Source organism: Brevibacillus choshinensis, from assembly GCF_001420695.1.
GTDB classification, from domain to species: domain Bacteria; phylum Bacillota; class Bacilli; order Brevibacillales; family Brevibacillaceae; genus Brevibacillus; species Brevibacillus choshinensis.
Genome location: NZ_LJJB01000015.1, coordinates 11,902 through 36,062, shown reverse-complemented (window position 1 = coordinate 36,062; position 24,161 = coordinate 11,902). Strand labels below are relative to the sequence as shown.

Annotated in this window: 26 protein-coding genes; 23 read left to right on the top strand and 3 right to left on the bottom strand. The window is 50.8% G+C overall.

Features of this window, described 5'->3' with window-relative positions:
- Positions 1 to 13: 13 nt before the first annotated feature.
- From AN963_RS28565 to AN963_RS28490, 16 genes are all read left to right on the top strand, one after another.
- Positions 14 to 904, top strand: coding sequence for a branched-chain amino acid ABC transporter permease (locus tag AN963_RS28565; protein WP_055747951.1), 891 nt, complete (start codon positions 14 to 16; stop codon positions 902 to 904).
- Positions 892 to 1,851: a branched-chain amino acid ABC transporter permease gene (locus AN963_RS28560; RefSeq protein ID WP_083497119.1), complete on the top strand. Its 960-nt coding sequence runs from the start codon at positions 892 to 894 to the stop codon at positions 1,849 to 1,851. The genes AN963_RS28565 and AN963_RS28560 overlap by 13 nt, the downstream gene beginning before the upstream one ends.
- A 1-nt stretch (position 1,852) precedes the next feature.
- Complete coding sequence (locus AN963_RS28555) at positions 1,853 to 2,755, top strand: acetamidase/formamidase family protein (RefSeq protein ID WP_055747950.1); 903 nt, start codon at positions 1,853 to 1,855, stop codon at positions 2,753 to 2,755.
- A gap of 13 nt (positions 2,756 to 2,768) precedes the next feature.
- Positions 2,769 to 3,632: an aminotransferase class IV gene (locus AN963_RS28550; protein ID WP_055747949.1), complete on the top strand. Its 864-nt coding sequence runs from the start codon at positions 2,769 to 2,771 to the stop codon at positions 3,630 to 3,632.
- 135 nt (positions 3,633 to 3,767) lie between these two features.
- Positions 3,768 to 4,562 carry a nitrilase-related carbon-nitrogen hydrolase gene (locus AN963_RS28545; RefSeq protein WP_055747948.1) on the top strand — a complete coding sequence of 265 codons (795 nt, stop codon included), beginning with the start codon at positions 3,768 to 3,770 and terminating at the stop codon, positions 4,560 to 4,562.
- A 122-nt stretch (positions 4,563 to 4,684) separates the two neighbouring features.
- Positions 4,685 to 6,463 (top strand): adenine deaminase, encoded by a 1,779-nt coding sequence (gene ade / locus AN963_RS28540; RefSeq protein WP_055747947.1) that lies wholly within the window; start codon positions 4,685 to 4,687, stop codon positions 6,461 to 6,463.
- A 64-nt stretch (positions 6,464 to 6,527) separates the two neighbouring features.
- Complete coding sequence (locus AN963_RS28535) at positions 6,528 to 6,968, top strand: hypothetical protein (protein ID WP_055747946.1); 441 nt, start codon at positions 6,528 to 6,530, stop codon at positions 6,966 to 6,968.
- A 2-nt stretch (positions 6,969 to 6,970) separates the two neighbouring features.
- Complete coding sequence (gene alr / locus AN963_RS28530) at positions 6,971 to 8,176, top strand: alanine racemase (protein WP_055747945.1); 1,206 nt, start codon at positions 6,971 to 6,973, stop codon at positions 8,174 to 8,176.
- Positions 8,177 to 8,452: 276 nt separating this feature from the next.
- Positions 8,453 to 8,752: a CopG family ribbon-helix-helix protein gene (locus AN963_RS28525; protein ID WP_025845698.1), complete on the top strand. Its 300-nt coding sequence runs from the start codon at positions 8,453 to 8,455 to the stop codon at positions 8,750 to 8,752.
- Between the two features lie 3 nt (positions 8,753 to 8,755).
- The gene (locus tag AN963_RS28520; protein ID WP_005830205.1) at positions 8,756 to 9,106 is read left to right on the top strand and encodes a type II toxin-antitoxin system PemK/MazF family toxin; all 351 of its coding nucleotides are present in this window, start codon (positions 8,756 to 8,758) and stop codon (positions 9,104 to 9,106) included.
- 301 nt (positions 9,107 to 9,407) lie between these two features.
- Entirely contained in the window at positions 9,408 to 9,737 is a 330-nt protein-coding gene (locus AN963_RS28515; protein ID WP_407922573.1) for an anti-sigma regulatory factor, read from the top strand.
- Between the two features lie 20 nt (positions 9,738 to 9,757).
- Complete coding sequence (locus AN963_RS28510; protein WP_055747943.1) at positions 9,758 to 10,759, top strand: PP2C family protein-serine/threonine phosphatase; 1,002 nt, start codon at positions 9,758 to 9,760, stop codon at positions 10,757 to 10,759.
- 23 nt (positions 10,760 to 10,782) lie between these two features.
- Entirely contained in the window at positions 10,783 to 11,109 is a 327-nt protein-coding gene (locus tag AN963_RS28505) for an anti-sigma factor antagonist (RefSeq protein ID WP_055747942.1), read from the top strand.
- Positions 11,109 to 11,603 (top strand): anti-sigma B factor RsbW, encoded by a 495-nt coding sequence (rsbW, locus tag AN963_RS28500; RefSeq protein WP_055747941.1) that lies wholly within the window; start codon positions 11,109 to 11,111, stop codon positions 11,601 to 11,603. Before AN963_RS28505 ends, rsbW begins: the two co-directional genes overlap by 1 nt.
- Complete coding sequence (sigB, locus tag AN963_RS28495; RefSeq protein WP_055747940.1) at positions 11,572 to 12,360, top strand: RNA polymerase sigma factor SigB; 789 nt, start codon at positions 11,572 to 11,574, stop codon at positions 12,358 to 12,360. The genes rsbW and sigB overlap by 32 nt, the downstream gene beginning before the upstream one ends.
- A gap of 130 nt (positions 12,361 to 12,490) precedes the next feature.
- The gene (locus AN963_RS28490; protein ID WP_055747939.1) at positions 12,491 to 14,653 is read left to right on the top strand and encodes a Tex family protein; all 2,163 of its coding nucleotides are present in this window, start codon (positions 12,491 to 12,493) and stop codon (positions 14,651 to 14,653) included.
- Positions 14,654 to 14,678: 25 nt separating this feature from the next.
- Here the strand turns inward: AN963_RS28490 and cmpA are convergent, their stop codons facing one another.
- Entirely contained in the window at positions 14,679 to 14,801 is a 123-nt protein-coding gene (cmpA, locus tag AN963_RS31050; RefSeq protein WP_152985748.1) for a cortex morphogenetic protein CmpA, read from the bottom strand.
- 80 nt (positions 14,802 to 14,881) lie between these two features.
- Complete coding sequence (locus AN963_RS28485) at positions 14,882 to 15,217, bottom strand: hypothetical protein (protein ID WP_055747938.1); 336 nt, start codon at positions 15,215 to 15,217, stop codon at positions 14,882 to 14,884.
- A gap of 109 nt (positions 15,218 to 15,326) precedes the next feature.
- Between AN963_RS28485 and AN963_RS28480 the strand changes: the two genes are divergently transcribed.
- From AN963_RS28480 to AN963_RS28450, 7 genes are all read left to right on the top strand, one after another.
- Positions 15,327 to 15,800 carry a SprT family protein gene (locus tag AN963_RS28480; protein ID WP_055747937.1) on the top strand — a complete coding sequence of 158 codons (474 nt, stop codon included), beginning with the start codon at positions 15,327 to 15,329 and terminating at the stop codon, positions 15,798 to 15,800.
- An 85-nt stretch (positions 15,801 to 15,885) separates the two neighbouring features.
- On the top strand, positions 15,886 to 16,905 hold the full coding sequence (gene thiL / locus AN963_RS28475) for a thiamine-phosphate kinase (protein WP_055747936.1): 1,020 nt from the start codon (positions 15,886 to 15,888) through the stop codon (positions 16,903 to 16,905).
- Positions 16,906 to 16,920: 15 nt separating this feature from the next.
- The gene (gene tsaE, locus AN963_RS28470) at positions 16,921 to 17,391 is read left to right on the top strand and encodes a tRNA (adenosine(37)-N6)-threonylcarbamoyltransferase complex ATPase subunit type 1 TsaE (RefSeq protein WP_055747935.1); all 471 of its coding nucleotides are present in this window, start codon (positions 16,921 to 16,923) and stop codon (positions 17,389 to 17,391) included.
- Positions 17,372 to 18,094: a tRNA (adenosine(37)-N6)-threonylcarbamoyltransferase complex dimerization subunit type 1 TsaB gene (gene tsaB / locus AN963_RS28465; RefSeq protein ID WP_055747934.1), complete on the top strand. Its 723-nt coding sequence runs from the start codon at positions 17,372 to 17,374 to the stop codon at positions 18,092 to 18,094. Before tsaE ends, tsaB begins: the two co-directional genes overlap by 20 nt.
- A gap of 5 nt (positions 18,095 to 18,099) precedes the next feature.
- Positions 18,100 to 18,555, top strand: coding sequence for a ribosomal protein S18-alanine N-acetyltransferase (gene rimI / locus AN963_RS28460; protein ID WP_055747933.1), 456 nt, complete (start codon positions 18,100 to 18,102; stop codon positions 18,553 to 18,555).
- The gene (gene tsaD / locus AN963_RS28455) at positions 18,555 to 19,637 is read left to right on the top strand and encodes a tRNA (adenosine(37)-N6)-threonylcarbamoyltransferase complex transferase subunit TsaD (protein WP_055747932.1); all 1,083 of its coding nucleotides are present in this window, start codon (positions 18,555 to 18,557) and stop codon (positions 19,635 to 19,637) included. The genes rimI and tsaD overlap by 1 nt, the downstream gene beginning before the upstream one ends.
- Positions 19,638 to 19,887: 250 nt before the next feature.
- Positions 19,888 to 22,104: a hypothetical protein gene (locus AN963_RS28450; RefSeq protein ID WP_055747931.1), complete on the top strand. Its 2,217-nt coding sequence runs from the start codon at positions 19,888 to 19,890 to the stop codon at positions 22,102 to 22,104.
- Between the two features lie 25 nt (positions 22,105 to 22,129).
- On the opposite strand, the gene AN963_RS28445 is transcribed toward AN963_RS28450, so the two are convergent.
- Complete coding sequence (locus AN963_RS28445; RefSeq protein ID WP_055747930.1) at positions 22,130 to 24,058, bottom strand: ABC-F family ATP-binding cassette domain-containing protein; 1,929 nt, start codon at positions 24,056 to 24,058, stop codon at positions 22,130 to 22,132.
- Between the last annotated feature and the right edge of the window lie 103 nt (positions 24,059 to 24,161).

Genomic DNA, 24,161 nt, shown 5'->3' with positions numbered 1-24,161 from the left:
AAGGAGACTTACTATGAACGAACTCTCACCGATGCTTGCGCAACTAGTAAACGGGCTGATCATTGGCTCCATCTATGGCTTAATGGCTCTTGGACTGACGATCATTTTTGGCGTTTTGAAAATTGTTAACTTCTCGCATGGCGAGTTCTACATGCTGGGAGCGTACGTTTCTTACTTTGTGAGTCAGACTATGGGACTGCATCCCATTTTAGGAATATTCGTGGCTATTCTTGCTACGTTTATCATCGGGATGTTGATAGAAAAGGCATTGCTGACGCCTCTCTTTGAAAACAAGGTAGAGCGGAAAGATGAATATGCGTTGCTTATTACCTTTGGTCTCTCGCTCTTTTTAATTAATATGGCCTTGGCCGTATTTGGCCCGTTTCAAAAAAGCGCTCCTGCTCTCACAAGTGGCGTTATCAACTTAGGCGTGATTACGCTGAGCTCTGGAAAGGTACTAGCTGCCGTCATAGCGATTGGGGTCCTGCTTTGCACGCTGTTTATCATCAATAAAACGTGGCTGGGAACGGCACTGAGGGCGATCTCCCAGGATCGGGATGCCAGCGCCATTATGGGGATTAATGCGAAGCGGCTAGGCAGTATCGCTTTTGGACTGGGAGCATGTATGGCCGGTGCGGCGGGGGCGTTGCTGGGTCCGGTCTTTCTCGTATATCCCATCATGGGGACTGTGCCCGCTATCAAGTCATTCGTCATCATTGTCTTAGGATCGATGGGATCGATAAAAGGGGCCATTTACGGTTCATTGTTGGTCGGTATTGTCGAGAGCATGGGCGTCTTTCTGTTGTCCCCTGCCTATCGGGATGTTTACAGCTTCCTGATTTTGATCCTCATTTTGCTCTTTAAACCGAAAGGGCTGTTTGGAGGGGCGCAATGGAACAATTAGAGAAGAAAATGGTGTTGGGCTTACTGCTGGTGGCTTTGGTGCTGCCTTTGTTCGCTAACGAATATACCCTGCATATTGTCATTCTGGCTTGCTTCTACGTCATATTATCCTCTAGCTGGAATCTGCTTGCCGGCTATTCGGGACAGGTATCCTTTGCCCACATGGCGTTGGCTTCGTTAGGGGCGTACACATCCGGATTATTGTCGCTGAAGCTGGGAATTCACCCGGTTATTTCCATGCTGTGCGGGTCCCTTGTCACTGGTCTTGTTGGAATGCTGATTGGTATTTTGACGCTTCGCATGAGCGGGAGCTACCTCGCGTTAACAACGATCGCGTTCTCGGAGATCTACCGGATCGTCATTAGTTTGGAGTATGAAATTACCAATGGGCAAGTCGGGTTGAGCGTACCTGGGTTGTTTGGTGAGTCAGGCAGCAAAGTGACTTACTACTACACGGCGATCGCTCTTGTCGTTATGATTGTGTTAATTGGCATTCAAAAGCTGGTCAAATCTGACTTTGGATTGACCATCCGTGCCATCCGCGAAGATGAGACGGCTGCAGCAGCAATGGGTACCAAGGTAGTTCGTCACAAAGTAATCGTCTTTGCCATATCGTCTGCCATCGCAGGATTGGCCGGCGCATTTTTGGCCCACTATACATTGCTGGTCAGTCCAGAAATGGCGACGATTACAGAGATGGGCATTGTTATTTCCATGTCTGTCATTGGTGGTTTGGGTACATTCATCGGCCCGTTATTGGGCGGAGTTTCCCTGAGTCTTATCTCCGAATATGTGAAAGAGTTTGGCAATTATCACCTGATGGTATTTGGCCTGATTCTCGTCCTTGTCATGCGTTTCTCTCCAATGGGGATAGCAGGGGTATTGGCATCATTCGGAACTAGGAAGCGCAAGGAAACGTCCGTGCAGCAGATAAAGAAGGAGGTTTGACATGAAGTTTGTTGCCAAAACCAATCATATTTATTCCTTTTCACCCGACCTCCAACCTGTCAAGACTGTCGACTCTGGGTCTGAGATCGTATTCGAGACCTTTGATTGCTATCGCGAGCAATTAACAGCCCCCTCCAAAAACCAGTTGTTTGCCTTGCAGGGGATGAATCCGGCGACAGGCCCTGTTGCCATTAACGATGCAAAGCCGGGAGATACGCTAAAGATCACAGTGATTTCCATCGATCTGGATGAGGTAGGAACGATGTATCTGAGGCCTGGTGCCGGAGTGTTGCATAAGTATGTGACAGAAGCTGAAGTGAAAAAATTTCGCATTGTGGATGGGATGGTTCATTTTCACGAACAGCTTGCTCTTCCAGTGAAACCGATGATTGGCGTGATTGGCGTTTCACCAGAGAGCAGTGATATTTCTACGTACTCCCCAGGCACGCACGGCGGCAATATGGATACGAAGGAAATAACAGCAGGCGCGATTGTCTACCTGCCGGTTTCTGTTGACGGAGCCAATTTGGCGATCGGGGATCTACATGCACTGATGGGCGATGGAGAGGTGCCGATTTGCGGAGTAGAGATCGGCGGTCGTGTCCGAGTAAAGGTAGAGGTACTGAAAGGAAAACAGTTTCCCACACCGGTTGTAGAGGACTCCGAACATTTCTACGTGGTTGCCTCCTCTACAACGATGGACGAGGCATGCCAGTCGGCGTCAGAGTACATGTTTGAATTTTTACGTGAGCGTCTTCTTGGCTACGAGACGAACGAGATTGTGTGCCTGATGGGGATCAGTGGCGATTTACGAGTGTCGCAAATGGTAAACCCCTTGAAAACGGCGAAATACGTGCTCCCAAAAACGGCATTTGACATAGCATTTGAGAAAAGCGGGAAATAAGGAGAGATTCTTCTTGAGCAAAAATCTTGCCTATTTTAACGAGCGTTATGTCCGCCTGGACGAACCCGTGTTGCCAGTTGAGGAAAGAGGTTTGCAGTTCGGTGACGGTGTGTACGAAATGATTCGTCTGTATCGAGGAGTTCCCTTTACCCTCAAAGAGCACTTGGTCAGACTTGAGCAATCCGCCCAAAGCGTGATGCTTGTCCTCCCGAAAACGGTAGAAGAAATTGCTGCAGTAGTGTTAGCGGGTATTGAGAAAACAGGCATTGGCGAGGGGACCGTCTACATTCAGGTCACACGCGGTACGGCACCGCGAAATCATTTGTTTCCAGAGGGGGTACCATCCAACTTGTACATCATCTGGAAAGAGGGAGTACCCGTTTTGGAGAAGGAGCGTACAGAAGGCGTGAGGGTGTTCACGTTTCCTGATGAACGCTGGAATAATTGCTATATCAAGTCTATCTGCCTGTTGCCGAATATTTTGGCAAAAGAAAAAGCCCGCCAAAAGGGTGGACACGAAGCCATCTTTATCCGTGACAACGAAGTAAAAGAAGGCACCTCCACGAATCTTTTTATCGTGAAGGATGGTGTCTTTAAGACCCCAATTACGGATCAATCGATATTAAACGGCATTACTCGCCAAAAAATCATTCAGATCCTTAAGGGACATGATATCCCGGTGCTGGAAACACGGCTAACGATGGAGGATATCGAGGTAGCTGACGAGGTGATGATAACGAGCACGACGCAGGAGGTTGTTCCCGTCGTAAAGGTGAATGACTGGGTGGTGGGATCAGGAAAGCCAGGGGCATACTTCCTGAAACTTATGGCGTGGTTTCAAATGGAAGTGGACCTCGCCAGCTTAGGTCGATCCTAGGAATGATAGTAAGCGTTTGACTGATATGACCGGAAAATCATCCGGTCTCTTTTTTTTCATTTGCATAAAGTGATCATCCGAAAACAACAAATTGTGGGAGAGTGTACTCCCTGCCGAGATGCGAGGTGGAAAGCATTGCATAAAGTTGCAGCGATTCAGATGAAACCTGACTCTGGAAAGGTAGAGGCAAATCAACAGCAAGCAATTCAAATGGGAGAGCAGGCCGCGCGGGATGGAGCCCATTTGATTGTTTTTCCTGAATTATGGAAGACTGGTTACCATCTGACGAAAGAACAATTTCTAGAACTCGCAGAGACACCTGCCGGGAAGACTGTTAGCCTCTTTCGGGAGTTGGCGAAAAAGTGGAGGACGGTCATTGTGCTGCCGTTTGCTGAGAAGGAAGAGGATCGTCTCTACATTTCGCTAGCCGTTATTGAGAATACGGGTGAGCTTTTGGCTACGTACCGAAAGTCGTTTGTCTGGGGGAAGGAAAAGGCTAGCTTTACCGATGGGGAAAGAGTCTATCGTACGATACACACATCTGTAGGGAATATCGGTGTTCTCATCTGTTACGATATTGAATTTCCCGAGCCTGCCCGTTTGCTTGCCCTTCAAGGAGCTGAGCTCCTTATCGTTCCCTCCGTGTGGAGCTTTCCTGCCGAATCCAGATGGGATATACAGCTGCCTGCTCGTGCTTTGGACAATACCGTGTTCCTCCTGGGTGTAAATACAGTGGGGGAAGGGAGCTGCGGGAAGAGCAAGCTGGTCGCACCTGATGGTCACGTGCTGTGTGAAGCACCGCGAGAGGAGACGTGTATCCTATTACATGAGATCGATCCTTCACTCATTGGAGTGACTCGTGCATCTATACCATATCTGGCTGACTATGACCAAACCTTACTACCAGGCGGGCCATCTCGGGAAAAATGAAAAGGAATGATCCGTTTGGTCGCAAGATGTTGAAAAGATGCTGCACGTCTTCCTTCATGGGGCGATGAAATGTAAAATGGAATTCATTAAAAAATATTTAGCGAGGAAGAGGTGTAGCATCTGTGACCGTCTCCAAAGAAGTCTTGCGAAAACAAATTGCTGTAGCGGCTGGCAGGGAAAAAGCCGATACCGTCATCAAGAACGGAACCATCATCGATGTTTTCAATGGGGAGCTCTTGCAAGGCGATGTGGCGATTGCAGATGGAGTATTTGTCGGCATCGGGCAATATGAGGGGCATACCGTGATCGATGCGGAAGGAAAATACATCTCCCCCGCTTTTATTGACGGACATGTGCATATCGAGTCCTCGATGGTCGTTCCTTCCGAGTTTGCACGTGTTCTTTTACCGCACGGAGTCACGACCGTCATTACGGATCCGCACGAAATCGCCAATGTCGCAGGTGTACGCGGCATCGAGTTTATGCTGGCAGAATCGGAGGGTCTTCCCTTTGATGTAAAAGTGATGTTGCCCTCCTGCGTCCCGGCGACCTCCTTTGAGCACTCAGGTGCTGTTTTGGAGCAGGAAGATCTCGATCCATTCCTCTCCCATCCGCGAGTACTGGGCTTGGCTGAGGTCATGGATTATCCGGCCGTCATGAATGCCACAGAAGGCATGCTGGACAAGCTGACTGCGACGCTTGCACAAAGCAAACAGATCGATGGGCACGCAGCAGGACTCGATACTCAAGCCATCAATGTGTACCGCACCGCACAGATCAAGACAGATCATGAGTGCGTGAATGTGCAGGAGGCCAAGGAACGACTGCAGCGGGGCATGTATCTGATGATTCGTCAGGGAACGGCAGCCAAGGATCTGGAGGCACTGCTTCCCGTCGTGAACGAACGCAACGCGCGCAGATGTCTGTTCGTGACGGACGACAAGCATTTGGATGAGCTAATTCGTGAAGGAAGTATCGATCACCACGTCCGTATGGTCATAGAGCGTGGCATTCCGGCAATAACGGCTATCCAGATGGCATCGCTCAACGCGGCAGAATGCTTCCAGCTGCAAGACAAAGGGGCGATTGCTCCAAGATATACGGCTGATTTCCTTCTGTTGGACAACCTCGAGGAAGTCGTTATTCATCAGGTATACAAAAACGGCAAGCTGGTAGCAGAACAAGGCACCGTGGTGGAAGGGATTTTCCCGCATCGATCCGCAAAAGTAGAAAAAATGGGGGAGGCGTTGACCGATAGCGTGCAAATCAAGCCACTGGTCACCGAGCAATTAGCGATTCCGGTTTCGAGCGGGAAGGCACACGTCATCGGGATCATCCCAAACAAGATCGTCACCGAACATCTCGTCGTAGATGTACCGACAGAGCAGGGCATCTTTGTGCCTTCTGTTGAACAGGATCTGCTGAAAATGGCAGTGATTGAACGTCATCACCTGACAGGAAATGTGGGCCTTGGAATCCTCAAAGGATTGGGATTGCAAAGAGGGGCGATTGCGTCGACCGTTGCCCATGACTCGCACAATCTCATCGTCGCAGGAACGAACGACGCGGACATGCTGTTCGCAGTGGAAGCCATCAAGGAGATGCAGGGTGGTTTGGTCGTGGTAGATAAAGGGAAGGTATTGGCATCACTCCGCTTGCCGATTGCGGGGCTGATCTCCAATCAAAGAGCGGAGGATGTATGCCGTGGGCTGGACGAGCTTGAGCATGCTTTGCGTGAATTAGGCGCTCCGACTTCCTTCCAGCTATTCCTTACACTTTCCTTTTTAGCCTTACCTGTTATTCCGTCGCTCAAATTGACGGACCAGGGGCTGTTCGATGTAAACCAGTTCATTCATATAAATGTGGAAGACAGTGGCAGCAATCGTCATTCCCTGAATTGACACACAGCAGGCAAACGCGATACATTCAGAGTAACTTCTATCGTAATGAGGTGGCATGCATTTCATGAAAAAACCGTCTACGGATGTCTTGTACCAGGAAGAATCCTCGTACAAGGACATGCTCCTGCGCAAAAGCGTACGAATGCGCGTGATGGAGACAGTTGCATTTGTCCTGGGGATGCTGATCCTCGCTCAAATTCTTCCCAGTAACAACACGGCATTCAAAGTACTCGCCTTTGCGATTGCGATTGGGGTCGTAGGTCTGGCCCCCTTCCTTTACAAATCCATGCTTCGTCCTGTGTACAAGCTGACGAAAACTCACCTGATCATCACCATGTCAGGCAAGGAAACCAGCTATCCACTCTCCGAAGTTGAACAGATTTATGAAGGCCGTCATATCTACAGAGTGGGAGGAAAGCGGGAGTCGCTGATGGTTTCCCGTGAATTTCTCAAACACTTGAACGAGCGTTTGTTTTACTATAACAAAGCGAACAAGAGGAGATAAGAATGAAACCGTTTTGTCGTGACACTTGGGTTGAGGTAAATCTGGATGCCATTTCGGCCAACGTGAAAACGTTTAGGAACCATGTCCCTGCTGAAACTGGCATCATGGCAGTGGTAAAAGCTGATGGCTACGGCCACGGGTCTGTCGAAGTGGGAAGACAAGCATTGGAGAGTGGAGCGAATTCACTGGCAGTTGCCATGCTGGATGAAGCGATCGTTTTGCGAGAAGCAGGGATTACTGCTCCGATTTTAGTGCTTGGCTATACACCGGCTACGGCCGTAGAGCCTGCCAGCCGATTGCAGATCGAGCTTACTGCTTACAATGCTGACTGGGTTGCCGAAGCGAACCTCGTTTTACACCAGGCAGGACTTGCACCTGTAGGAATCCATATCAAGACAGATACAGGTATGGGCCGTTTGGGCGTTCGTACAGCCGAAGAACTGCTGCGTGTGGTAAACGCGCTCGAGGAAAGTCACAAACTCGCTTGGACAGGTATTTTTACCCACTTTGCATGCGCCGATGAACCGGACACCACCCATGTGCGACGACAACACGAAACGTTTCAAAGCTTATTGCAATCGTTACGCTCCGCAGGCAAGAATCTACCCATGATCCACTGCTGCAATACAGCGGCTGCTATTGCTTTTCCTGAATGGGGGTATGATACGATCCGTTTAGGCATAGGTTTATACGGATTATATCCTTCACCCTATATGAAAGACCGTGCGGATGTTGCACTTGTCCCGGCACTCTCGTTGAAGACCAAAATCGCCCACGTGAAAACGGCGACAAACGAATCGTTTACTGTCAGTTATGGTGCGACGTATACCGCTCAGCCAGGCGAACAGATCGCAACACTTCCCATCGGATATGCAGATGGATATTCTCGCCTGTTGTCCAATCGTGGAGAAGTTTTGTACAATGGAACGCGTGCGTCTATTGTTGGCCGGGTTTGCATGGATCAGATCATGGTGAGGATTGAGCAGTGTACGGCAGAGGTCGACGACGAGATTGTGTTGTATGGCAAGCAGGGGGAGGACGAGATTTCGCTGGATGAGGTGGCCGCGCTGATCGGCACCATCAACTACGAAGTACCTTGCATGCTGAATTACCGCATTCCTCGCGTCTACTATCGGAATGGGAAAGAGACCGGAGTGTTTCACCCCATCACCATGAAACAGGCTCCAAAAGAAAGTGTAAATAACTAGCAAACAAAAATCGGCAGGAGTTTCGCTTTGAAGCGCGAATACTAGGTAAGCGCAAAAAGCTGGTTTATTTGCACTATCAGAATGTATAAGGGAATTCTAAGGTTGATAGTACAAGGGCAACTAAGGCTTCGCCAGAGCTTACTTCTTGGCGAAACCAAGTTTTCTAGCCTGCAAAGCGTACGGATAGGTATATTTTTGCAATGGTTTCGACATAATGGTATTGTTCATACTGACACATATGCAGGAGAACATGCTTAGCGGATGAAAGTTACGGTCATGGTTGGAGGTGGATTTGTCTTGTCGAAGTCAAACACGAAACGCATCATGATCAGTTTGCCACAACACTTGCTTCAAGAGGTTGATGGCGTGATTCAGAAGGAAAAATCCAATCGCAGCGAGTTCATTCGTCAGGCGATGCATCTGTATCTAAAGGAGCGCAAAAAGCGCACAATCCGCGAAACGATGCAAAAAGGGTATATGGAGATGGCGAAAATCAATCTGAAAATGGCATCGGAGGCTTTTGGCGCTGAAGAAGAGGCTGACCATACTCTTGTCCGCTTAGTTAGCGGGGTGTGACCAGTGATTGTCAAACGTGGCGATGTATTTTTCGCGGACCTGTCACCGGTCGTTGGCTCTGAGCAAGGAGGCGTGCGGCCTGTTTTAGTCATTCAAAACGACATTGGAAATCGATTTAGTCCGACGGTCATCGTCGCAGCCATCACGGCACAGATTCAAAAGGCCAAGTTGCCTACGCACGTTGAGATTGACGCAAAAACATATGGATTTGATCGTGACTCCGTCATTCTGTTGGAACAAATTCGGACCATTGACAAACAACGGCTGACCGATAAGATTACACATCTCGATGATGAGATGATGGATCGTGTCAACGAATCCCTACAGATCAGCCTGGGACTCATTGATTTTTAAAAACAAGGATCAGACCTTTGGAGAGGAAAAGCCACTTGAGTGAAGCAAGTGGTTTTTTTGCTTTGGGGGCAGGGATTTGATGTACGTGTAGCGAATGTGTTGGTAGTTAATAGTAGACAAAATGTGACACGTTTTGCTGTTTATTCTGAGAGTGAAGAACAGACTTCGCTTCGCATTCATTTCATTTCTACCTGCAAGTGAGGGCGGAAGGGGTTAATTGATTGTGGCAGAGCTGTACCCTGAGACAATCAAAATAGAGACAGAGTCGGACATCGTTTCTGCGAGGCAAGTAGGTCGAATTATGTCGCGACTACTAGGGTTTGGCACCATAATGCAGTCCCGAATGGCCACCTCCATTTCGGAGCTGGCTCGAAATATTTACTTGTACGCAGGTAAAGGAACCATTACGATATCGCCGATTGAGCGCGAAGGGGCAATCGGCTTGCAAATTACGGCGGTTGACGCTGGACCCGGAATACCCGACATTCGCAAGGCGTTAGAAGACGGCTATACTACTTCAGGTGCGTTAGGGGCGGGGTTGCCTGGTGTCAGGCGCATGATGGATGAATTCGATATTCAGAGCGCTTCAGGCGAAGGGACGCGTGTCATCATCGTGAAATGGCGTGATTGAACAAAGGAAGGTGGAGCGAGATGCCGACCCGGGGTATAGAGAAAGAGTACGTGCAAATTCTCCGGGAATACTTGACAGGTCAAGGTGAAGACCAGCTCTATGACGCTCAGCAGCTGGGGAAATGGTTGCTTTTACGAGATATTTCACCGGAAGAAATGATTGATCTGCATGAGCGTGCATTGAAGCAACTGGGGGAAGTGCCCGAATTCGTGCGTGCCTCCTTTTCCATTTTGACGGAAGTGATGATCGAATACGGAAATGAGCATCGGTCTGTGACCAGCCTGAGGAGCAAGCATAAGCAGCTGCAATCTGAGATCGCGGTAGCTTCTGCGATGCAGAGATCCTTGCTGCCGCAAGAGCTCCCTGTGTATCCGGATGTGGACATCGGGTTAGTGAGCGTCGCAGCCAAACAGATATCGGGTGATTATTACAATATCATTGCGCGCGACGACGGGCGGATGTGTTTGACGATTGCCGACATCACGGGCAAAGGGATCTCGGCCGCCATGTGTATGTCGATGTTGAAATACGCGATGGAAAGCTTAGGAGAAATGATAGGTGGACCTGATGAAATGCTGGGTCATCTCAATCGGGTCGTGGAACGAAATATCGATCCCAGCATGTTTGTCACGATGTTATTTGGCTGCTACGATACGCGGAGGCATTGTTTTCGGTATGCAGTAGCCGGACATGAGCCGGGATTCGTGTATCGTGCACGGGACGGCCGTTTTTACGATATGGAGGGGCAAGGTGCGGCGCTAGGACTTTGCTCGGATAGCCACTACCAAGAGCGGGAAGTACACCTGGACGTGGGTGATGTTCTGATTCTTCTGACTGATGGTGTAACAGAACGTAAAATTGACCGATATTACTTACAAAGGGAAGAGTTGGTATCATACCTGAAGGCTGAAGTAGGCGCATCCGCCCAAGCGATGGCAGATGGCCTTTACAGTAAGCTCTTGTTGCTCTCCCAGTTTGAACTGCCAGATGATTACACCATGATTGTACTGCGAAGAACATGAGCGACACCTGGAGGGAGATGCGGATGGACCTGACTATCAAGATCACCAGCAATGAGACGGAGCATCAAGTAAACCTTTGTGGGGATATCGATGCGTTTACTGGGCCGAAAGTAAAAGAAGCGATTATGACATTGGTGCAGACACCAAATGCGGCCGTGATTGCCGTTGATTTGGCACAAGTAGAGTATATGGACAGTACAGGAATCGGAATCTTTATTGCCGTCATGAAAGCATGCAAACAGACAGACTGCGCCTTTGTCGTTCAAAATCTGTCTCCACGAGTGGAAAGGCTGTTTCGCATTACTGGCTTGTACGATCTAATTGCCGTCCGCAAAGGAGAGAGCGAGTAATGATTGAAAATAGACCTGAGGGAGACGTGATTCAGTTGAAGCTGCCCAGCCTGCCAGATTATCTGGGGGTTGCGCGCCTGACCGTTTCTGGAGTGGCCAACCGCATGGGATTTTCCTACGAAGAAATTGAGGATATCAAGCTGGCGGTGGGAGAGGCATGCAGTAATGCAGTGAAGCACGCTTACCGGGATGACGATAAAAAAGGCGCCATTCAGTTGGATTGCGTGGTGTATTCAAATCGCTTGCAGATCGTGGTAACCGACGAAGGAAAAGGGTTGAACAGCGCCCCTGTTGCGGATCAACTCACTCCCATTTACGCAGGGAGAGACATAGAAGAGGTGGAAGAAGGGGGATTGGGTCTTTATTTGATCCATACTCTCATGGATGAAGTGGAAATTCGCTCAGACAACGGCGTTTCGGTCTCCATGACCAAGTATGTTCGGCGGGATGGGGTGGCTGGCTATGACCGGACAATCTCGGAAAAAGAAGTATAATCCCGAAGAATTGAGGATGTTCATTCACCAATACGGGGAAACGGGTGATCCGGATCTGCAGGAACTGTTGGTGAGAGCGTATACGCCTCTGGTAGAGACGTTGTCAAAGAAGTTTGTCCGCGGCCAGATTATGCATGAAGATTTGGTTCAGGTAGGGATGATCGGTCTCTTGGCGTCGTTACGTCGATTTGATCCGTCGTTTGATCGGACGTTCGAGAGCTTCGCCATCCCTACGATCGTAGGTGAAATCAAACGGTACATACGGGACAAGACTTGGAGTGTTCATGTCCCGCGCAGGGTAAAAGAGCTAAGCCCGAAAATCAAGCGAGTCGTCGATGAACTCACGATACAACTGCAGCGTTCTCCTCAAATTGCGGATATCGCGCGTTATCTGTGCGTATCAGAAGAGGCAGTGCTAGAGACGCTGGAGATGGGGAGAAGCTATCATTCCCTCTCCATGGACAGCGAGCTGGAAGCAGACAGTGACGGCAATACCATTACGCTGTTGGACCTGATCGGATCCCAGGAATCAGGCTATGGTCAGGTAGAGCAGAACTTAATGCTGGATCGAGCCTTGAACGTTTTGGACAAGCGGGAAAAAGAAATCATACAATTAACTTACTATCAAAACTTGAGCCAAAAACAGGCCGGTGATGTGATGGGCATGTCCCAGATGCACATATCGCGGTTGCAGCGCAGGGCATTGGGGAAACTGCGAGAGGCCCTAAAGGTAGATCAGCATGAAACTGTCATGTGAAAAATAAGCTAGGAGGTGTCTGCGGGCACCTCTTTTTTTCGTAGAGATCAACTTTTCTCATCTGGTTTTCCAGACCTTAACAGCAAATATGGTACAATAAACGGCGAAGAACGAGCGCAGGAGGACATGTATGGAACTTACATTGATGATCCAGACAATCGCCCAGGATACTGGCGTCAAACCTCATCAGGCAGAGCGCACCATTGCCCTATTGGATGAAGGAAACACAGTCCCGTTTATTGCCCGTTACCGCAAAGAGATGACCGGGCAATTGGACGAAACACAAATTCGAGCCATTGAAGAACGCGTTCGTTATTTGCGCAATTTGTCTGTACGAAAAGAAGAAGTCATTCGACTGATCGAGGAACAAGGCAAGCTGACGGATGAGCTGAAAGCGGCCATCGAACAGTCAGCAAAGCTGCAGGAAGTAGAAGACCTGTATCGACCGTACCGTCAGAAACGGCGCACGCGGGCGACGATGGCCAAGGAAAAAGGCCTGGAGCCATTGGCTAACTACTTGTTGAGCCTGCCAAAAACAGGCGATCCGAATGCAGAGGCCGCTCAGTATATCAACCCGGAAAAAGGTGTGGAAACCATCGAGGCTGCTTTGCAAGGGGCGATGGACATCGTAGCTGAGCATATCTCAGATGATCCGGACATTCGTCAATGGACCCGCCAGCGCACCTTGCAAAAAGGGCTGTTGCTGTCGGAGCAAAAAGCGGATGAAGCCGATGAGAAAAATGTCTATCAAATGTACTATGCGTACAGTGAACCATTGAAAAAGGTCGTGCCGCACCGTGTGCTGGCGATGAATCGCGGAGAGAGCGAAGGAATTTTGAAAGTGACGGTGGAGGCTCCTGTAGCGGAGATCCTGCCATGGATACAAAGGCGTGTAATCCCGCGCGAGACAGTCGTACGATCGTTGCTAGAACTGACGGTTGAAGACGCCTACAAACGGTTGATCGCACCTTCTATCGAGCGTGAAGTGCGCTCCGAGTTGACCGAGACAGCAGAAGAGCGTGCCATCCACATATTTGCGGAAAACCTGCGCAATCTGTTGCTCCAGCCGCCTGTCAAAGGCAAAGTTGTGCTGGGAGTTGACCCGGCGTTTCGGACAGGCTGCAAGCTGGCCGTCGTCGACGAAACGGGCAAGCTGCTTGAGGTAGCCGTCGTGTATCCTACACCGCCGGTCAATAAGGTAGCAGAGGCTGCGGCAAAGGTCAAACAACTGATTACGACGTATCAGGTCACGGTCGTAGCGATCGGCAACGGAACCGCATCGCGGGAAACCGAGCAGTTCATCGCCAATGTGCTCAAGGAACTTGGGAAAGACGTGATGTACATCATCGTCAACGAGGCAGGGGCTTCCGTTTACTCGGCTTCTGCACTGGCAAAGGAAGAGTTTCCTGAGCTAGACGTAGCTGAGCGGAGCGCCGCATCGATTGCGCGTCGGCTACAAGACCCGCTGGCTGAATTGGTCAAGATCGATCCGAAATCGGTTGGGGTCGGGCAGTATCAGCATGACGTATCTCAATCCCGCCTGGCAGACAGTCTGCAATTTGTCGTTGAATCCGCAGTAAACCACGTAGGAGTAGACGTCAATACGGCTTCGTCCTCCCTTTTGCAATATGTATCTGGCATCAGCAAACAAGTGGCGGGCAATATTGTGAAAAAACGGGACGAGGTCGGCATGTTTGCCTCGCGCGCTCAGTTGAAGGATGTGCCACGTCTTGGCGCTAAAACGTACGAGCAATGCATCGGCTTTTTGCGCGTGATGGAGGGAAGTAATCCATTAGACAAGACCCCTATTCACCCTGAGTCCTACGATGCGACCCACAAGCTTCTGCAGATAATCGGGGTTGCATCAGAGGAGATCGGGAGTGACCGTTGCAAGGAACGACTGCAGTCACTAAACGTATCAGAGATAGCACGGGATCTAGGGATTGGTGAGCCGACGTTAGCAGATATCGTGGAAAGTCTGTTGCGTCCAGGACGTGATCCGCGCGACGAACTGCCTAAGCCACTGCTGCGCAGCGATGTTCTCCAGCTATCAGATCTCGGAGTGGGCATGAAGCTTCAAGGAACGGTTCGAAACGTCGTTGACTTCGGAGCATTCGTGGACATCGGCCTGAAAAATGATGGCCTGGTGCACATTTCGCGCTTGAAAAAAGGCTTTGTAAAGCATCCGCTTGAAGTGGTGACGGTGGGGGATATCGTGGACGTTTGGGTCGTGGAAATCGATGAAAAACGTCAGCGCGTCGGACTGACCCTGATCGCACCATCAGAGGGGTAAGAGTAAACAAAAAGGCGGTGTCCTGTTACTCGGGACGACCGCCATGCTTTTCCCAATATAAGAACCAACAACTGTTCAGCAAACGAATCTGCCGAACATCCTTTCCGCTGAAGGCACGCTGCAACTGCCTACGCATCCATTGTGGCATGAAGGTACCTCCTGGAGTTCATCGTCTACTGGCAAGTGTATGCAGTGGACGAACCGGAGGTACCTATTTTTTACTTTCCCTTACTCTTCTTCGTGCAAATACTCCAGCTGCGCTTGCAGTGCACGTATTTCCGTCAAAAGTGAAATCAACGGATACTCGCTTTCCTGCAAAGAAGCGAAGCGGGCTTCCAGTTGACTGACATAGTCCAGGCCATCCACGATCGTATAAACATTGCTCAGCAATTCCAGGTTGGCGCATTCCGCGACGACATGAGGGAGATCTGGTCGATCTGCGATAGTTAGTTTGTCGATTTCTTTGTGCAGCCGCTTCAAAAGAGCGACCAGTTGATACATGTGCGATTCCGGCAGCGCGACGAATTGTAGTCCGGTACCTTCCTGCAACAGCAAATAGCGCATAAGCTCCTCCACCATTCTACTTTTCTACCAACCAGTGTAGCCTATCTGTCTGGCACTTTTCAACCGGAACTGCTATCGTGAAAAGAAAGAGAGGAACGGAGGAGAAGAGATGACCGATCAGGAATTGCAGAAATTGGTGGAGGACATATCCGCCCAATTTTTTGCCGTGCCCTTTCGTCATCAGGCTCGCTTTAACAGCAGGCTGCGTACGACAGGGGGACGATATTTGCTGCGCTCCCATGATATCGAGATGAATCCGAAGCACTTGGAGGAGCATGGAATGGAAGAACTCGTGGCCATAATCAAGCATGAGCTGTGCCACTACCATCTACACCTGGCCAAGCGGGGCTATCGTCACGCGGATCGTGATTTTCAAGTCCTCCTCAAACAGGTAGGAGGAAGCAGATACTGCCAACAGGTAGGTAACGGGCGTACGAGACTGCCTTATCGCTATGAACTGGTCTGTCAGGCGTGTGGCATGAGCTACAAGCGAAAGCGAAAAATGAATCCGTCCCGTTTCCGCTGCGGACGCTGCAGTGGAAAGCTGATCTTGCGCGAGCTGAAAGAACCTGCCTCTTCATGAAGCACTCGGACGCGCGGGGCTTCCTTGCACGCCTTTGGACAGCAGCGTTATAATGGACTGACTATGCCGTAAAGGAGCGTTCCAGGTGGCACACGATGAATTTTCCCTGATCCGGCAATGGACGAGACGTTCGGACGGACAGGAAGGAGACGGCTTGACCGTCGGAATCGGGGATGATGCCGCTGTCTTTACTCCGACGCCTGCCATGGAAGTGGTGGCTTGCTGTGATGCGATGGTCGAAACCGTTCATTTTTTAAAAGAAACGATGCACCCGAGCGACATTGGATACAAGGCGGTCATCAGTAATATAAGTGATGTCGCTGCCATGGGCGGGCTTGCCCGATATGCATTGGTCAGTATCGCGGTTTCTCCCAACTGGTCGGCAACACAGACCAGTCAAATCTACGACGGCATCTATGAGGCTTGCGAAACGTACGATGTGCGGCTGATTGGTGGAGATACGGTATCAGCTCCAGACGCTCTGCATCTTTCCGTAACTGTGCTGGGTGAGGTGGAAAAGGGACGAGCGATACGCCGTTCCCAAGCCCAGGTTGGTCAGGCAGTGTTTGTGACCGGGTACGTGGGGAGCTCTGCCGCCGGATTACACCTGCTGTTGCAGCAAAAGAATACAGGTGAAGGAATACCAAACCAGTTTCAACAACTGATACAGGCGCATCAGCGCCCTACCGCACAGGTGACAGCTGGGAGATTATTGCTGACTTCACAGGCATGTGGAGCATTAAATGACGTCAGCGACGGTCTAGCCTCGGAATTATGGGAAATTGCCGAAGCGAGTCGGGTGGAGCTTTGTGTTGACGCCAGCTTGATTCCGATCAGCGAGGAGCTCTCATCCTATGCCGAGCAAGTAGGGAAAGACCCGTTGGATTGGGCCTTTTACGGTGGTGAGGACTACCAGCTCGTAGGAACGGTAGACGCAGGCTACGTGGATACGTTGAGGGAGCAATTCGCAGCAGCAGGTATTCCATTTTCGGTCATAGGCCGCGTGGAATCGAGTGCTGCCGAAGCATCTGTCACATGCAAAAGAGAGGGCAGGCAGATGCCATTGCCCAAAGCCGGATTCAATCATTTTGGGCAGCGCGAATAAAAGGGGATGACAAGAATGGCTTACAAGTGGACGCTCTCGGGGGTCGAGGAGACTCATCGCTTCGCGGAGAGACTCGCTACCTTTTTACAGCCTGGAGACTTCATGGCGCTGGAGGGAGATCTGGGAGCGGGGAAAACGACGTTCACCCAAGGACTGGGCAGAGGTCTCGGTGTTCGACAAGTGGTGAACAGTCCGACGTTTACGATCATAAAAGAGTATCAGGGGCGCTTGCCGTTATATCATATGGATGTTTACCGGGTGGGCGATGATGCAGACTCACTCGGGCTTGACGATTACTTTTTTGGAGAAGGAGTCTGTGTGGTAGAGTGGGCTTCCTTAATTGAGGAAGTGCTCCCGGCAGACCGGTTAACGGTCTTGCTTGGTAGAGAAGGAGAGGACGTACGTCTGATTGAGCTGGTACCGCAGGGTGTGCGTTACGTGAATTTGTGTGAGGAGTTTGATTTTGATGCGCGTACTGGCAATTGACACGTCCAATCTGGTGTTAAGTGTAGCCATTGTTGAGGAAGAACGGGTTTTGGCAGAGATGACGACCAATCAACAAAAGAACCATTCGATCCGTCTCATGGACTGTATCTCTGAGCTGCTGGATGCAACGGGGACACTGCCTGAGCAATTGAGCGGACTGGGCGTAGCAAAAGGTCCCGGATCATACACAGGAGTGCGCATCGGCGTAGCAACAGCCAAAAGTATGGCCTGGTCCCTGAACTTGCCCGTGATTGGTATCTCAAGCTTGCAGGTAGTCGCTATGAACGCAGTTGGTTTTCCCGGCCTGATCGTGCCGTTGTTCGATGCGCGTAGAGGCCAGGTTTACTCGGGGTGCTACCGGACGGAAGGAATGGAGTCCGTCCTTTTGCAGGAGAACGAAAAAATCATCCTCTTGCAGGAATGGCTACCGCTTCTTCGGGAACGGGCTCAAGGAGATCCGATCCTGTTTCTTGGCGAAGATGTTCGCCTGCATCGGGAAGCCATTGTCCAAGGGTTGGGTGAGCAAGCGCGCTTCGCAACACCGGCGCAGCATCATCCTCGTGCCGCCCATATCGGATACTTGGCGATGCGTCGACTGCAGGACGGTGGGAATGCGCATGAGCTGGTCCCTGAGTACCTTCAATTGGCGGAAGCAGAAGCAAAATGGCTGGCCCAAAAGCAGGAGGGTTCCGCAAAGGAGTAATCTCAATGATTCAACAAAACGAACTGGAATACCGTTTTATGACAATGCAGGACGTCGGTGCAGTTGCGGATCTGGAGCGGTTGGCGTTTACCACACCTTGGCCGCAGGATGCTTTCGTCAATGAACTGACGAGAAACCCAAACGCTCGGTACGTCGTGGTCGTACATCAAAATCGGATTGTGGCCTACTGCGGGATGTGGATCATTATCGATGAGGCGCATATTACCAACGTGGCGGTACATCCTTTGTACCGAGGGAAAAAGATTGGCCTCAGTCTCATGATCAAGATGATGAACGTGGCGAGAATGTTCCACGCGAAGAGCATGACCTTGGAAGTGCGGCCGTCCAATACGGTAGCACGCAATATGTACACCAAGCTGGGCTTCAAGGAGCACGGGGTACGCAAACGATACTATTCCGATAATAACGAGGACGCAATTATTATGTGGGTGACTTTGTAATGAACAGGACATATACGTCGCGCTACGATATGCGCGTGCAGCAGGCCTATCAGACACACAAACAGTCGGGTGAACCGATTTATATTCTTGGGATCGAGACCAGTTGCGATGAGACATCAGCATCTGTCGTACGCGACGGAAGAGAAGTACTCTCCAATGTCATTGCCTCACAGGCAGATATTCACAAGCGCTTTGGCGGTGTTGTTCCAGAGGTGGCTTCTCGTCGCCATGTGGAAAACATAACGCTGACGATTGAAGAGGCATTGGAGGAAGCCGGCAAGACCTTGGATGATATCCAGGCGATCGCCGTGACGTACGGACCAGGATTGGTTGGTGCGCTCTTGGTCGGAGTAGCAGCTGCCAAAGCGATCTCGCTGGCAAGAGGAATTCCACTCATCGGCGTCCACCATATTGCCGGGCATATTTATGCAAACCGTCTGGTGGAAGAAATGGATTTTCCACTAATCGCACTGGTCGTTTCGGGCGGGCATACCGAGCTTGTCTGGATGAAAGAGCACGGCCAGTTTGAAATTTTGGGAGAAACACGTGACGATGCGGCAGGCGAAGCGTACGACAAAGTCGCTCGCGCACTACAGATGCCGTATCCAGGTGGTCCGCACATCGACCGTCTCGCGCATGAAGGAGTACCCAATGTTCCGTTGCCGCGTTCGTGGCTGGAACCGGGTTCGTATGACTTCAGCTTCAGTGGTTTGAAATCGGCTGTACTCAATACACTGCACAATGCGGCGCAGCGAGGAGAGACCATCGAGCCAGCCAATTTGGCAGCCAGCTTCCAGGATTCGGTCACGGAAGTGCTGGTAGAGAAGACGTTGCGTGCGGTCCGCGAATACGGAGCCAAGCAAGTGCTTCTGGCGGGCGGTGTAGCAGCCAACCGCGGACTGCGTGATCGACTGCAGAACCGTTGTCAGGCAGAAGGGATTCCACTAGTGATCCCGCCGTTTTCTCTGTGTACGGACAATGCCGCGATGATCGCTGCTGCCGGCTTCATTCGTTATGAAAAAGGGCAGTTTGCCGAGCTTGATCTGAATGGGGTACCTAGCTTGTCGCTTTCCGAACACTGACACAACGATCATTCCAAGGAAAAGCATCTCTCGTCCATCATAGCCGTTCAAAAGGCTGGTAGGACTGGGGATGTTTTTTTGTATTTTTACGTTATCCACAGCTTAAGGATAACTTTTTGGATTGTTCCTTCCCCCTCCTGTGAATACTGGTGATAACACGAAAAATGACCGGGAAAATCACCCTCAGGTTGTGGATTGTTTTGTGGAATATGTGGATAAGAGTGGTGCGGTTATCAACAGGAGGGCTTCGATGAAGAAGAGCATCATGCTGATTGTTCTGTCATTCCTACTTTTGTTTGCAGGTGCAAATAACGCAAGTACAGGACAGGCAAAGGAAAAGCCGCAAGTGATCGTTCTGTTCGTAGAAGGAATGTCTTTTTTCGATCTGGAGCAGCTCCAAAAGTATCCCCATGTGGATAAGTGGATCAGACAAGCAGGTGCAGGGGCAGTGTCCATCCGTTCGCCAGGAGCACGGAATGCGCCAAACGGTTATTTATTGATGGGAAGCGGTGCGCAAGCGGTGTATACCGAGCGAAGCGGGACGGGCTATCACCCGTGGGAGGCCGTATCTGCCTATGAGACAGCGGGCGAACGGGCGCAGGAGCTGAGTGCTGTGGATGAAGAGCAAAAGCTAGCGCGTTCTTCCATCGTGTTTCCCGGTATTTTCCGCCTGCTTGCGGACAATCAGGACAAACCCTACTCCCCGCAAATCGGAATGCTCGGAAAGACACTGACGGCACATCACATCCCAGTGGCGGTCTACGGCACTGGAGACTATGAAGATATCCGTCAGCGCCATAGTGTTCTGTTTGCTATGGATGAGCAAGGACGTGTATCAAAGGGTGACTTGTCAAAGAATACGGTACTTACCAAACGCGGGTCTCCCTACGGAATTCAGACCAACTATGAATTTTTGCTCCAACAAGTACGAGAAGATAGTGGATCGGGGTTGATCACCGTCCAGCTCTCAGATTTGTCCCGACTCTACCAGATGGCTGATGAAATGGATCCCATCCAGTTCGAGCGGCAGTATCATCAGGTTTTATCTATGATTGGTGCGTTTCTGGATAAGCTGCTCGACGGCCGTGGAGAGGACCAGCAGGTCATGCTCCTTTCGCCAGCTGTCAACGTCAGGGCAGCCAAAGAAAAAGCGTTACTGCCTCCGGTGCTCGTATGGGGGGGAAACGAAACAGGTTTGGTTACTTCCGCTACGACAAGGCAGTCTGGCCTGATAAGTGGTCTAGATATTTTGCCGACGATTCTCGCATGGTTGGATGTCCCAACACCAAAAGGATTGACCGGTCATGCAGTGCGCATTGATTCGGAGAAAAATGAGGCGCAGCTCGTACAGCAAATTCGCCAGATCCACCATACATACGCGACGAGGTCCTCTGTCTTGTATTCATTCGTCATGCTGCAGATCATCACGTTGGCATGTGCAGCGATTCTGTGGATGGTTGGCAAACGGGTAAACGGGGTGGGAAATCTCGAACGGTTGCGACGAGGAGTGAGACTGGCACTCCTGTCCATGCTCTGTTTCCCAGTGCTTTTGCTTCTGGAAGGATTTCTAGAATGGGAGGCTTCCGGTCCTGTCGTTCTCGGAGTCTTGATTGTGGTAGCCCTGCTCGCGGCTTTTTGGTTGGAACAGCGTACCCTAGCGCAGACTACAGCGATCGTTTGTGGGGTCACAGTCCTCTGTTTACTGGTGGACGGATGGACAGGCGCGACCTTGATGCGCCGCTCCTATTTGGGGTATGACCCGGTGATCGGGGCGAGGTTTTATGGGTTGGGCAATGAGTACGAGGGGGTGATGATTGGCAGTGCGATCATGTTTGTAGCATCGTGGTACCAGATGGTCTGGCAAAGAATGCGTCCCTTTCTCGCTGCGATGGTCTTTGCAATCGTACTGTATTACATGGTGGCGCCTGGCTTGGGAACGGATGCGGGTGGTTTCCTGGCAGGGCTAGTAGGATTTTTCGTTGCTTTTTCTCGCTTGCAAGGGTGGACGATCGGAAAAAAAGGCCTCCTGCTTTTGACAGGGGGCCTCATGATTGGCATCGTCACGCTGATAGTGGGGAGTCTTCTGACCGATCAGCCGTTAACGCATATAGGGCGGGTCTCTCAGCAGATCGTGACTGGTCAGTGGGACGAAGTAGGGAGAATGGTCGAGAGAAAGATCGCGATGAACGTGCGATTAATCCGTGTCTCCATCTGGAGCAAGGTGTTCGTCGTCTCCCTCATCGTACTTGGACTATTGGCCTTGTGGAATGATCGCTTCCTTCGTCACCTGGCTATGGATACACCGTTTTTAGTGAAAGGCTTTTCCGGTGTGATTGCCGGGTCTTTGGCTGGTCTTGTGCTCAATGACTCCGGCATCGTTACAGCGGCGACGTGCATTATCTTCCTCGTCGTGCCAGCACTCTACGCGGCATTGGGCGAGCCAAAGGATGAACAGTGCTCGACCTAACCGGCTTAAGCGGGAGCCCAGGTGGCTATTCCTCGGAGAGAGAGCTCCATTCGTCGTACAGCTGCTCCAGCTCTTTACGGGCTGCATGGATCAGGTCGTTGCGCTCCTTGGCCTGAACATGATCGCTGTAGATTTCGGGAAGACACAGCTCTTCCTCCCATTTGACAATATCTGCTTCCTGCTTTTGAATGGTTGCTTCGATTTCCTCCAGACGGCGCATACGCTGACGCTCTCGTCGTTTGGCTTCCTTATCCAACTCGTAGGAGGTCTTTTCTGGCTGAACGACAGCTCCTTGCTTTTTCGTGGGCTGTGCGGCGAGCTCGGCTGCCAGCTCGGCCAACTCCTGTTTTTTCTCCACGTAGTAATCGTAATTCCCTAGATAGTTCGCTACGCCGTCCGGGGACAGCTCCAGGACGCGACTGGCAATCTTGTTTAAGAAGTAACGGTCATGGGACACGAACAAAATGGTGCCAGGGTAATCGTACAAAGCATTCTCGAGTACTTCCTTGCTGTAAATGTCCAAGTGGTTGGTCGGCTCGTCAAAGATCAGAAAATTTGCTTGCTTGAGCATCAGTTTGGCGAGAGATACGCGGGCACGTTCTCCACCTGACAGGTCGGATACGCGCTTTTGCACATCGTCTCCGCTGAACAGGAAGTTACCGAGCAGCGTCCGCACATCTTTCTCCAGCATCTGTGGGTATTCATCCCAGATTTCGCCCAGAACCGTGTTGTTCAGATTCAGATTGCGGTGCTCCTGATCGTAGTAGCCGATGGTGACGTTACTACCGAACTGGACATCGCCTTTGAGAGCGTTCAGCTGACCGACGATCGTTTTGAGCAGAGTGGATTTGCCGATTCCGTTCGGTCCGACCAGAGCGACCCTCTCTTCCCGCTCGATTTCAAAAGTCAGCCCGTGGGAGAGGACGGCATCCGGATAACCGATTGCCACATTCGCTGCTTTCATGACGATGTTTCCACTCATTTTGGACACTTCGAAAGAAAAGTGGACAGACTTGTTGTGCATGATTGGCTTGTCCAAGCGGTCGATTTTCTCCAATGTTTTGCGTCGGCTCTGGGCACGCTTTGTCGTCGTGGCACGTGCGATATTGCGTGCAATGAAATCTTCCAGCTTGGCGATCTCTTCTTGTTGTTTGTCAAAGCGTTTGAGTTCTTGCTCTAGACGGGATGCTTTCTGATCGAGAAAGCGGCTGTAGTTGCCGACGTATCGGGTGGCACGATGTCGCTCAATTTCGTAGACAATGGTTACTAGCTTGTCCAGGAAGTAGCGGTCATGGGAAACGACCAGGATGGCACCTTGATAGTTTTGCAGATACGTTTCCAACCAGGTGAGAGTCTCGATGTCCAAGTAGTTGGTTGGCTCGTCCAGCAGGAGGATCGTCGGTGACTGCAACAGCAGCTTCGCCAGTGCCAGACGGGTCTTTTGACCGCCGCTCAAGGTGCGAATTGGGGTCTGATAATCCATGTCCGCAAAGCGCAAGCCGTGCAGCACGCCGCGAATGGAGCCTTCGTAGCTGTAACCGCCTTTTTCCTTGAACGCCTCCGAGCGGTGGGAGTAGTTCTCCAAAATCTGCTGGTAGCGTTTGTCATCCGCGATGACAGCCGGGTCACCCATTTTCGCCTCGAGCTCACGCAGCTCCTTTTCCTCCTGTTGCAGATGGGTAAATACACTGAGCATTTCATCCCAGATGCTGCGCTCGGATTCCAGTCCGCCATTTTGGGCTAAATAGCCGAGGGAGACTTCCTTTGGAATGCGGATCGTCCCGCTATCGTAGCTCAGGTCACCGGCGAGGATTTTCATCAAGGTCGATTTCCCTGCGCCATTGACGCCGACGAGACCGACCCTTTCTCCCGTTTGAATTTGCAAGGAGATGTCTTGTAAAATGGTCTCGATGCCGTAGGTTTTTTCTATATGTTCAGCTTGCAGCAAAATCATCAGTTTCACCTCTTTATATACTAATGCCAGTGTAGCCTAGAGAGTGTGTCAGGGACAAGCCTTGGGGCATGTTACCTGTATGACGGGAGAGAGAAAGACGTGG